11 protein-coding genes are annotated in these 9,826 nt (G+C 46.3%); 3 read left to right on the top strand and 8 right to left on the bottom strand.

The window, feature by feature from the left end; translation table 11 throughout:
- The first annotated feature begins 1 nt into the window (after position 1).
- Positions 2-442 carry a hypothetical protein gene (locus P2W83_RS18580; RefSeq protein ID WP_276135283.1) on the top strand — a complete coding sequence of 147 codons (441 nt, stop codon included), beginning with the start codon at positions 2-4 and terminating at the stop codon, positions 440-442.
- A gap of 153 nt (positions 443-595) precedes the next feature.
- On the opposite strand, the gene P2W83_RS18585 is transcribed toward P2W83_RS18580, so the two are convergent.
- The 4 genes from P2W83_RS18585 to P2W83_RS18600 form a co-directional block, all read right to left on the bottom strand.
- The gene (locus P2W83_RS18585; protein ID WP_276135284.1) at positions 596-1,129 is read right to left on the bottom strand and encodes a YtfJ family protein; all 534 of its coding nucleotides are present in this window, start codon (positions 1,127-1,129) and stop codon (positions 596-598) included.
- Positions 1,130-1,199: 70 nt separating this feature from the next.
- A complete protein-coding gene (locus P2W83_RS18590; protein ID WP_276135285.1) occupies positions 1,200-2,096 on the bottom strand; it encodes a magnesium transporter CorA family protein in 897 nt (298 codons plus the stop codon).
- Between the two features lie 31 nt (positions 2,097-2,127).
- Positions 2,128-2,886, bottom strand: a complete 759-nt coding sequence (locus P2W83_RS18595) for a rhomboid family intramembrane serine protease (RefSeq protein WP_276135286.1) — start codon at positions 2,884-2,886, stop codon at positions 2,128-2,130.
- Positions 2,887-2,944: 58 nt separating this feature from the next.
- Positions 2,945-3,466, bottom strand: a complete 522-nt coding sequence (locus P2W83_RS18600; RefSeq protein ID WP_276135287.1) for a tetratricopeptide repeat protein — start codon at positions 3,464-3,466, stop codon at positions 2,945-2,947.
- Between the two features lie 420 nt (positions 3,467-3,886).
- Between P2W83_RS18600 and P2W83_RS18605 the strand changes: the two genes are divergently transcribed.
- A complete protein-coding gene (locus P2W83_RS18605) occupies positions 3,887-4,366 on the top strand; it encodes an SWIB/MDM2 domain-containing protein (protein WP_276135288.1) in 480 nt (159 codons plus the stop codon).
- Between the two features lie 58 nt (positions 4,367-4,424).
- Here P2W83_RS18605 and ligD read toward each other — a convergent pair whose 3' ends face one another.
- A complete protein-coding gene (gene ligD, locus P2W83_RS18610; RefSeq protein WP_276135289.1) occupies positions 4,425-6,533 on the bottom strand; it encodes a DNA ligase D in 2,109 nt (702 codons plus the stop codon).
- Positions 6,534-6,564: 31 nt separating this feature from the next.
- Positions 6,565-7,659 carry an Mrp/NBP35 family ATP-binding protein gene (locus P2W83_RS18615; RefSeq protein ID WP_276135290.1) on the bottom strand — a complete coding sequence of 365 codons (1,095 nt, stop codon included), beginning with the start codon at positions 7,657-7,659 and terminating at the stop codon, positions 6,565-6,567.
- 157 nt (positions 7,660-7,816) lie between these two features.
- Here P2W83_RS18615 and P2W83_RS18620 point away from each other — a divergent pair, with 157 nt between their 5' ends.
- On the top strand, positions 7,817-8,461 hold the full coding sequence (locus P2W83_RS18620; protein ID WP_276135291.1) for a peptidase associated/transthyretin-like domain-containing protein: 645 nt from the start codon (positions 7,817-7,819) through the stop codon (positions 8,459-8,461).
- Here the strand turns inward: P2W83_RS18620 and P2W83_RS18625 are convergent, their stop codons facing one another.
- Both P2W83_RS18625 and P2W83_RS18630 read right to left on the bottom strand, forming a co-directional pair.
- A complete protein-coding gene (locus P2W83_RS18625) occupies positions 8,462-8,983 on the bottom strand; it encodes a DinB family protein (RefSeq protein WP_276135292.1) in 522 nt (173 codons plus the stop codon).
- A gap of 77 nt (positions 8,984-9,060) precedes the next feature.
- The coding region (locus tag P2W83_RS18630) for a hypothetical protein (RefSeq protein WP_276135293.1) at positions 9,061-9,826 on the bottom strand (766 nt) is incomplete at its 5' end.

A 9,826-nucleotide genomic window follows, 5' to 3' on the forward strand; every position in this document is an offset into this window, starting at 1 on the left:
TATGCAAAAGCTAGCCGAACTGAAAAATGAGCTTGACGAAATATACTACGAGCTGTTTTACAATGAACAGAAGCACTACCTCTATGCTAACTGGATAGGCTTTTCCAGCAGTCAGGATATAGTGGATGGTGCTACGGTATTGATGCATTGGCTGGAACAAAACCGCGACAAAAACGTGAGCTGCTATATCAACGACAACCGCCAGTTTAAAGGTACCTGGGGTGTGGAGATGCAATGGGTAACCGAAGTATGGACTCCGGCAGTGTACAACAGCGGTCTGCGTTACTGTGCATTGGTATTGAGCCAGGACATATTTGCGCAGATGGCAGCAGCAGCATTCGACGAAGCATCAGCAGAGGTTGGCAAGTTAACTACCCGCATGTTCAATACGTTTGAAGAAGCGGAGAAATGGGTGGATGAAAAAAATCGCGTGAACGTATAACCGGTTTCGGGATGTAGCCCCGCCCGCTGGCGGGACGATTCGTTCGGGACGAAGATGCCGCTGGTTCGAACTCCTCCCAGCGAAGCTAATCCAGTCATCCCGACGTATCGAGAGCGGAGAAATATCGGAAGCTGTTTCTCCGTTTTGTTTTTATCAACTCTTGCCTATCTCCTCTTCCAGCAATTTCATTATCGCTCCCATGGCAGCGCGACATTCCTCCTGCGATCTGATGGCCTTTGCATATTTCACCCGCGAATCCATTCCCACTATGACCAACACGCAAGCGTTATTGCAGTCGCCAAGGCTCCATTCTTTTGCAAGCGCCTTGTTCTCATCAAACAAGATCACAGAACCAGGCGATTGTTTCTCCTTCTGCCTGACGCTGATCTTCATAGCCGAATTAGGCACCCAGGTGTCTTTACAATTGATCACCCCTACCCCGATGAATTTATCCTTGGGCAGCTTCCTCTTTTCCATCGCTTCGGAAAGCGGGTTTATCACATCTTTGGCATCAGGGTCTGTATAGAATACGGCAGTGACCTTATGGCCCAATGGGAGATTTTGTTTATTCCCTCTTGCATCCAGCAGGTCAATGTTTATAGCCATCCGACCGGGATTCACTATATGCTGCGCACCAGCATCGATCAAAACTCCACACAACAAAGCCGACAGAAATATTCTTTTCATCTTTCAATAGTAATTGGAAGGATTACATTCTGGAAAATTAACACTTACTCGCGAGATGACAAGCATATTATCACAACCACTTCCTCCGCTTAAACCATTGAAATATAAGCACTGTGACTGCTATCATCAGGGCGATGACCCCTGGGTATCCAAGTTTCCAGCCTAGTTCGGGCATAAAATGGAAGTTCATACCGTACACACCTACAATGAACGTAAGCGGCAGGAAGAATACGGAGAAGATGGTCAGCACGCGGATGATCTCATTGGTACGTTGCGAGGCTGCGGCGAAGTATACGTTCAGCAGCTGGTGAATGTCCTCGGAGAGCACGTCGAACATGTGCTGCAGCTTTACATATTCATCACGCGTATCGCGGGTGTCTACGTTGCCGGTTTCTGAGTCTACAAAATCGATGATCTCGTACGAGAGTATCAGCATACGCCGCACCAGGTCTATCCTCCGTTTCAGATGATACAGTCCTTTAAGCATCGATATCTTCTTGGGCCGAAGGAACACCACTTCTTCGTAATGATCTACCGTTCGCGACAGGCCATCTAAAGGCCGCTGATAGGTAACAAGGGATGAGTAAAGTATCTGGTTCAGTAATTGGGCCGAAGACCGGCACCTATTAGATGCCACCTGCCGGCCAAGAGCGAGCATAAACGGCTGTTCGTCCTTATGGACAGTGATGATAAACTTCTCGGCAAAGAATATGGCTATTTTATCGGTCAGCTCCAACATGCTGTCTGCATTCTTACTGCCTGCATCCACATGTATCCGGAAGATAATGAACGAGCAACCATCCATCTTTTCGTACTTGGGCAGGTGTCCCGGTTGCAGGCAGTCGTTGATCTGTGCAGGATGTAACCAATACCTCCGGGCCAGCACGTCTAACTGTTCCCTTGTCGGGTCCGAGATATCGTACCAGTCAAAGCCATGTTCCTGTATGTTGCTGAGCTGTTTGGTCATAGCGTGTTTCTATCAACGCTCGCCTGTTTAGCTACAAAAATCGTCGCACGGTCACTTTGGGTCGTTTCCTTACAAAGCGTTTTACTAATAACAACCCGGCGATAAACCCACCTATATGAGCGCCGTAAGCTACCCCGCCAGCTTCTTCTCCCCCCAGCGAGCCCAACCCGTTCAATACCTGGAATACAAACCACAGCCCTACTACGATAAAGGCCGGTACAGTGACGATAAAAAACAATATCCAAACGTGCACACCCCTGCGCGGATGCAACAGAATGTATCCGCCCAATACAGCCGAGATAGCACCTGAGGCCCCTAACGAAGGTGTCAAAAGGCTTTGGCCAACGAACACAGCACTGAAGACGTGCGCAAGCCCTGCAAGAACGCCGCAGATCATATAGAACCAGAGGTATCGGCTATGTCCCATTTCATCTTCCAGGTTGTCGCCGAATATCCAGAGGAACATCATGTTGCCCAGCAGGTGCGCCAGTCCCCCGTGCATGAACATGGAAGTGACCAGCGTGAGAAATACAGGGATGGGAGTTCGTTGCAGTCCCGGCAACTGGAAGGTCTCGCCAGTATAAGGGTCTTTCATCAGCTTGCTGCCGGTTACAATATCGGTACCGGATAATATTTCACCGGGCACGGTAGCATAGGCAAAAGTGAAACCAAGATTACGTCCCCAGTTCTGGAAGTAGATGAACACCAATATGTTGACAGCGATAAGCAGGTAGTTGACCCAGGGTGTGGTGCGTCTATCCCTGTTATCGTCGCCTATGGGTAGCAGCATGTTTTTCCCAAACCTACCACAAACTTTATTCCATATAAAGCAGGGTAAGGCAAAAGCCTTACCCTGTGAGGATGATATTGATCGGCGCAGTGTATTCTTTTATGCGCTTGTCTTTGGTTTGCAGGCGCTCTATTTCTTCCTCGTAACGCTTATGGCACTCCGTGGTCTGGCTATGCCTGATGGCTTCTTTCAGACTATCTGTAGCCTGCTTATAGTCACCCTGCTTTTCGTGCAGTATGGCTTTAAAGTAGAGCATCTTGGGCCTGTCGATACCGGGCACCTTCAATGCCCTCAGGATGATGTCCTCAGCCTTAGGCAGCTCGTTCAACCATAGTAACAGGTGTGTATAGGCATAATAAGTGTCTACGTAGAGCTCATCACTGTACAGCGAGGTCTCGAAACATTCTCGCGCCGGCTCAAATTGCCTGAGGTCACGGTGGTAAATTTTACCCATCAGTGTCAGCAATCCGGGGTGCATATCATCGGTCGACAACCCGTATTCCAACGCCTCGAGCACTGCCTCCAGGTCGTAGGGATAGTTGTCGTTAGCTTTTAAAAAGTATTTATCAGCAGCTGTCATAGCTGTTAGTTGTTTTAACGTTGATCGAATAAAAAATTGTAAGTAAAAATGCCTGCGGGCTAAGCCCGGAGCAGATTGCAGACGTTAAGGCAGCTAGCTGAAATACGTATACAAGGCCTGCCCCTCTATGTGAATAGAGCGCAGCTGCAGCAGGTATGAACTTAGTTTGCGCATGTTGCCTTGTTTAGAATTGGAGGACAAAGGTAGGAGTTTTTGTAAAAAGTGCGCCTTCCGTAGAGAAAACCGGGCTGTTGGTACGTTTTTCTTAGGTAGCCGGAGAGATGTGTTATTGACATTTTTCCCACATTTTCCCTAGGGACTTGTACAACTTAACAGGGAAATATGTAATTTAAATCCCGGAAACCCGGGTAAAACCGGACGAAACGAAAATTATTTTTAACCCATAAAAATTGAACAATTATGGCAACTGCCAAGAAGGCTGTGAAAAAAGCAGTCGTAAAAAAGGCTGTAAAAAAAGCAGCCGTTAAGAAGGCCGTGAAAAAAGCAGTCGTTAAAAAGGCTGTGAAAAAAGCAGCCGTTAAAAAGGCCGTGAAAAAAGCAGTCGTTAAAAAGGCTGTAAAGAAAGCAGTCGTTAAAAAGGCTGTGAAGAAAGCAGTCGTTAAAAAGGCAGCTGCTAAGAAGAAATCTACAAGGAAACCAAATGCTGCGTTCATGGCTCCACTTACAGTAAGCCCGGCGCTAGCTGAAGTGATCGGTACTAGCTCTGCTGCACGTACTGAGATCGTGAAGAAAATATGGGAATACATCCGCAAGCATGGTCTGCAAGACAGCAAAAACCGCAGGATGATCAACGCAGATGCCAGGCTGCGTCCTATCTTCGGTAAAGACCAGATCTCAATGTTTGAGCTGGCTAAAGTTGTAAACAAACAAGTAAAGTAGTTCTTACTACAACTATATAAAAAGCCCGGCTTATCCGGGCTTTTTTATTTATTTTAATTTACAACAATTTTAATAATTTGTCTGCGCCTCTGCCATAGCTATCGTTCAGCTTCGCTATCGATTTTACAACCTTCTTCATATCGATACCCTTATCCAAAACACCATTAAACAGGTCGCCAACCTCTGCAAGCCTTGATGGCATCGTCCTGATGGTAAAGTCTTTCATCTTCATCCCTTTCTTCACTTCATCCCAATGTAACGGTGCAGAAACAGTAGCTCCAGGTTTAGGACGAATGGAATACGGTGCAGCTATTGTAGCCTGTGGCCGGTTTTGCAGGAAGTCGACATACATCTTTCCCTGCCTGTTTTTCGTAGCGCGTTCTATGCTGGTGAATCCAGGCAACTCTTCGTGTACAATGCGTGCAACGATGCGACCAAACTCTTTAGAATGTTCGTAGTTATACTTTGCTCCAAGCGGAATATAAATATGTAGCCCCGTGGAACCTGAAGTTTTGCAATAACATGGAATGCCGAATGCATCTAACACTTCTTTCGTTACCTGTGCAGCTTTTATCACCTGCTCAAAAGTATTCTTATCAGGGTCGAGATCTATGATGCAGTAGTCGGGATTGTCGGGCTTCTTTGTGCGGCTATGCCATGGGTTCATTTCTATACAGCCCAGCGAAGCGATGTATAGCAAGCTGGCTTCGTTTGTGCATACGAGAAAGTTCTTTTCTTCCTGGTCGGTCTCACTGTAGTATGGAAACGTTTCGATCCACTCAGGTACTTTACCGGTTACATTCTTTTGGTAAAATGTTTTGCCGTTGATACCATTAGGGTGACGGTTAAGTGTTTGCGGCCGGTCTTTCATATAGGGCAGCATGAACGGAGCTACCTGGTAGTAGTAGTTGATCATGTCGCGCTTAGTATACTTCTCTGCAGGCCAGTATACCTTGCTCAGGTTGGTGAACTTGAGCTGGTTGCCGTTCACCTCGCGCACCTGCATCTCTTCACTGGGATTCAGCAACGTGCGACGCTCTTTATCTTTCGATGGTTTTTCAATAACGATCTTCTTCCTTTTACTCTTCACCACGTCTGTCGTCTTCTTTGTCCTCTCCCAGGTTACCGTCTTCGGGTCTTTATCCTCCCGCAGACCTTTGAAGGATGGATGCCTGATCGCTCCATCGCTGGTAATCTCTGCATAACTTATCTCAGCCACCAACTGCGGCTTTACCCACGTTACTTCCGCTTTGGGTGGATTGGGCCTGAAGCGCGAAGGTTTATTATAGTCAGGTACAACTTTAAAGGGACATCTCTTTGTGATGAGTGGCTTTAGTTTTTTCAGAAGCTCGGTTTGCATTTTGGTGTTAAAGCCTGTACCAACCGGGCCAACGCTGATCAGTTCACCATGATCATATAATCCAAGCATCAGTGCACTGAACTGCTTACTGCTGCCTTCATTCTTTGTATAACCGCAAATGATCACCTCCTGGTATTTCTTCACCTTTATTTTTAACCAATCTTTTGAACGAGAGTCAGGCACGTACACAGAATCCGTTTTCTTGGCGATAACACCTTCCATACCCATCGCCTCTGCTATCTTCATAAAATCGTCGGGCGAGGTATCAAAATGACTACTATTCTTGATGACATCGTGACCATCAGGAAGCACTTCATGTAATATATCACGGCGACGCGCCAGCGGTAAATTCATAAGATTGACACCATTGAGCCAGAGAATATCAAAAACATAATACACCAGGCCGCCATCGGCCTCGCTACGCCATTGCTGCAGTGCCTGGAAATCGGAAACACCTTCATCGTTGGGAACAATGATCTCACCATCGAGCACGGCATTGATGCCGAGTTCTTTCAGCGCATTGTAAACAGGATAAAATTTCTCGTTGAAAGATTTATTGTTGCGAGAGCGGATATCGAGCCTTGTTTTGCTGGTAAACGAGATCGCACGGTAGCCATCCCATTTCACTTCGTACAACCAGTCGGCTTGTTCAGGGGCTTTATCTACAAGGGTAGCTAGCATAGGCAGAACATTCCCAGGCATTTGCCCACGCGTACCACCTTTCAACAGTTCTTTGAGCGACATGCAAGGCAGAACAGTAAAATAATGCCTGTAGCTCTTGGTGTAGAAACAAAAAAAGCCCGGCATCTCTGCCGGGCTTCAATATTATTAGAGGAGTTTATCCTACTGCTACTACTTTTGTTGGTTCCAGGTTGGCGTTGCGGATAGACACGTTGCGGGCCACGTTCTGCGCCAGTTCCAGGAATACTTCGCGTGCTGGATTTGTTTCATCAAGAATGGCGGGCAACCCACTATCTCCACCTTCGCGTACGCTTTGTACTAACGGCACTTCACCTAAGAATGGCAGTTCGAATTGTTCCGCCATTTGTTTGGCGCCGCCTTTGCCGAAGATGTAGTATTTGTTTTCCGGCAGTTCTGCTGGTGTGAAATAAGCCATGTTCTCTACCACACCCAATATCGGAATGTTGATCTGCGGTTGTTTGAACATCATGATCGCTTTGCGTGCATCTGCAGCTGCTACAGCTTGTGGTGTAGACACGATCACTGCGCCTGTTACAGGCACTGCTTGCGCCAGTGTTAGGTGTACATCGCCGGTACCGGGTGGTAAGTCGATCACCAGGTAATCTAGTTCTTGCCAGTATACGTCACTGATGAATTGTTTCAGTGCAGAGCTCGCCATTGGTCCGCGCCAGATCACTGCTTGCTTTTCATCTATCAGCAAACCGATCGACATGGCCTTGATACCATGGCGTTCTATCGGCACGATCATGCCTTTGCCATTCACATCCGTCATCTTAGGACGCTCATCACGCATACCTAACATGATAGGCACAGATGGACCGTAGATATCAGCATCCAGCAAACCTACTGAAGCACCTTCCTGTGCCAGACCCAATGCGAGGTTTACGGCTACTGTTGATTTACCAACACCACCTTTGCCAGAAGCAACCATGATTATGTTCTTCACACCAGGTAAAACAGCTTTGTTGTCTTTGCGGTTGGTGACAACGTTTGCTGTCATGTGCACCTTCACTTTCGCATCTTTATCTACCAGGTGAAGTATTGCATTCACACACGCTTTCTCGATCATTTCTTTCATCGGGCAAGCGGGCGTTGTAAGCACTACAGTGAAAGAAACATTCTTCCCGTCGATCTCTATATCGCGCACCATATTGAGGGTAACAAGGTCTTTACCCAGATCCGGATCCTGCACGTTACTTAATGCACTCAATACAGCCTCTTTGGTTATCATATAATCCTTTGTTAAAGTGAGCTAAATGTGCTGCAAAAATACGCCATGCAACCTTTCTTTGTAACGAAATTGAAGAGTGAAACGTTAATACTTTTATTAGTAATATTAATAGCTCATCGCTTCGTAATACGCTTTTAACACTGTAATTTTGAATTGCATGCTGTCGAAGATATGGTTATATAGCCTGGCACTTATTTGCTTTGTCCTGTTCGCTTCCAAAAGCTTTGGTCAGGATCCGTTTGAGAACATCATCCAGATAAATGGTGTGACCATGACCGCAGATAGCCTACGTGCCGTCCCCGGTGTCACCGTGTTGGTGAAGAACAAGAATCGTGGTGTCGAATCCAGCCCAATGGGCGTGTTCTCCATAGTTGCTTATAAAGGCGATACCCTGCAATTCTCTGCAGTTGGCTACCGTTTTAAGGAGTATGCCATTCCCACAGATCTGAAAGGCCACTATTTCTCATTGATACAGCTGATGGTGCAGGATACCTTTTACCTACCCGAGACCATCATTCGTGCATTGCCGACCAAAGCGCAATTCGAGTACGCGTTCAGACACTGGAGTGTACCCGATGATGCCCTGGAAACTGCCCGCAAGAACACGGATGCGCTAACGCTGCGCGCACTTGCGTATACGCTTCCCCGCGATGGTCGCGAGAATCAGGCGGTTTATCAGCAAATACAGTCCGTGCAGGCTATGTACTATGGCCAGCGCCCACCTATGAATATTTTCAGTCCACTATCGTGGGCCGAGTTTTTCGATGCGTGGAAACGCGGCGATTACCGCAGGCGGAAATAATTACCTGTGCATGATGGTCAGGTATTCTGACCATGGTCCCACTTCCTCCTTATACTGCTTAGCCATTACCCGTGCTATCTGACCTATATGCGACAGATCGTGCGCGACCCATGTAGATAGTAGCTGCCTTAAAGTAACAATGCCAAATGAGGGATGAATGGCTGTTTTGAAAAGATCCTGTTCAGAGATGTTGAGTGAGGTTAATTCTTCCAGGTTCTGTTTTCGGGCGATGGTAAACTCTGCAAGTAGCTGATCGAGTGTTTTTCCTTTACTTTCTTCAAACTGTGCAAAGCGATCGAAGGGAACATACTCTTTGTCGTGATCGCTCAACGTCTTTTTGATACGTGCCATCCAATCGGTGCGCTCACCGTGTATCAGGTGGCCTACCACATCGTATGGACTCCAGGCTTCTTCGCCTTCGTTGTTAGATATCCATTCATCGTCCAAACCCTGCAGCCAGAATGTTAGCAAGGCAGGTGTCTTTTCGAGGATAGGTAGTGCTTTAGCGATCGAGTATTCCATAGCCGGAGTATTTAGCTACAAGTTCGCTAAAATATGGCTGATGGAAAACTGAAGAGTACTACGTGGAACAAACAAAACTATCTCGAATAGAAGTCGTCAAATCCATCAAAGACGCTATCCCGTTTTGTTTCAATCCGATTGCCGTAACCGTCAATTAGGTAATGAATTCTTATTACCCACTTTTCATCGCCGGTTACATCAACGCCACCTAACTCGACAAGAGAATCTTCAATCACTTTATAGTCAACAAATGTAACCCCGCCATGGAACATAGTTGATTCAATCACCTTTCTTGCTGTATCGTAATACAAATTGGGTGGATAATCAGACCCTCTCACATATTCGAAATAGGTAGCCTTATTTTCTTTCTCTCTTTGAACAAACAAGTAGTTCAATTTATTGCTTCCTCGCGCTCCAAATCCATACGCAACTAGGAGGTCCTTACGTCGATCGTTGTCAAAATCGGTAAAAGTGTCAATGCCAAAAATGAACTCTGCGTGTAAGGAATCAATGTGCTGGATCAAACTTAGCTCACCGGGCCTATTTAGTTTGTAAATGAAAATATCTCCTAATTCCGTACTGTCGTTAAAATTCGTTCTTGCATACAATTCGTCATCCAACTTCAAAAAAGAGCTATCTAACTGAATGATGGGATTTTTTTTCTGGGCTAAATGAGTCTGATTGCAAGATGCGCAAATCATAATCAACAGGCTACTAATAATTGCTCTCACTGATTCAAATATAAACAAACAAAAACGCCGTTCAGTGTTACTGAACGGCGTTAAAAGTAAAAGACCCCATCGAATGATGAGGTCTTTATAATAAATATGGCAGCTACCTACT

Origin of the sequence: Polluticoccus soli, from assembly GCF_029269745.1 — a bacterium.
GTDB classification, from domain to species: domain Bacteria; phylum Bacteroidota; class Bacteroidia; order Chitinophagales; family Chitinophagaceae; genus Polluticoccus; species Polluticoccus soli.

Bases quoted from the DNA above. Each gene is read 5' to 3' on its own strand.
- P2W83_RS18580 (WP_276135283.1), top strand. From the start codon at position 2: ATGCAAAAGCTAGCCGAACTGAAAAATGAGCTTGACGAAATATACTAC.
- P2W83_RS18585 (WP_276135284.1), bottom strand. From the start codon at position 1,129: ATGAAAAGAATATTTCTGTCGGCTTTGTTGTGTGGAGTTTTGATCGAT.
- P2W83_RS18590 (WP_276135285.1), bottom strand. From the start codon at position 2,096: ATGACCAAACAGCTCAGCAACATACAGGAACATGGCTTTGACTGGTAC.
- P2W83_RS18595 (WP_276135286.1), bottom strand. From the start codon at position 2,886: ATGCTGCTACCCATAGGCGACGATAACAGGGATAGACGCACCACACCC.
- P2W83_RS18600 (WP_276135287.1), bottom strand. From the start codon at position 3,466: ATGACAGCTGCTGATAAATACTTTTTAAAAGCTAACGACAACTATCCC.
- P2W83_RS18605 (WP_276135288.1), top strand. From the start codon at position 3,887: ATGGCAACTGCCAAGAAGGCTGTGAAAAAAGCAGTCGTAAAAAAGGCT.
- ligD (WP_276135289.1), bottom strand. From the start codon at position 6,533: ATGCCGGGCTTTTTTTGTTTCTACACCAAGAGCTACAGGCATTATTTT.
- P2W83_RS18615 (WP_276135290.1), bottom strand. From the start codon at position 7,659: ATGATAACCAAAGAGGCTGTATTGAGTGCATTAAGTAACGTGCAGGAT.
- P2W83_RS18620 (WP_276135291.1), top strand. From the start codon at position 7,817: ATGCTGTCGAAGATATGGTTATATAGCCTGGCACTTATTTGCTTTGTC.
- P2W83_RS18625 (WP_276135292.1), bottom strand. From the start codon at position 8,983: ATGGAATACTCGATCGCTAAAGCACTACCTATCCTCGAAAAGACACCT.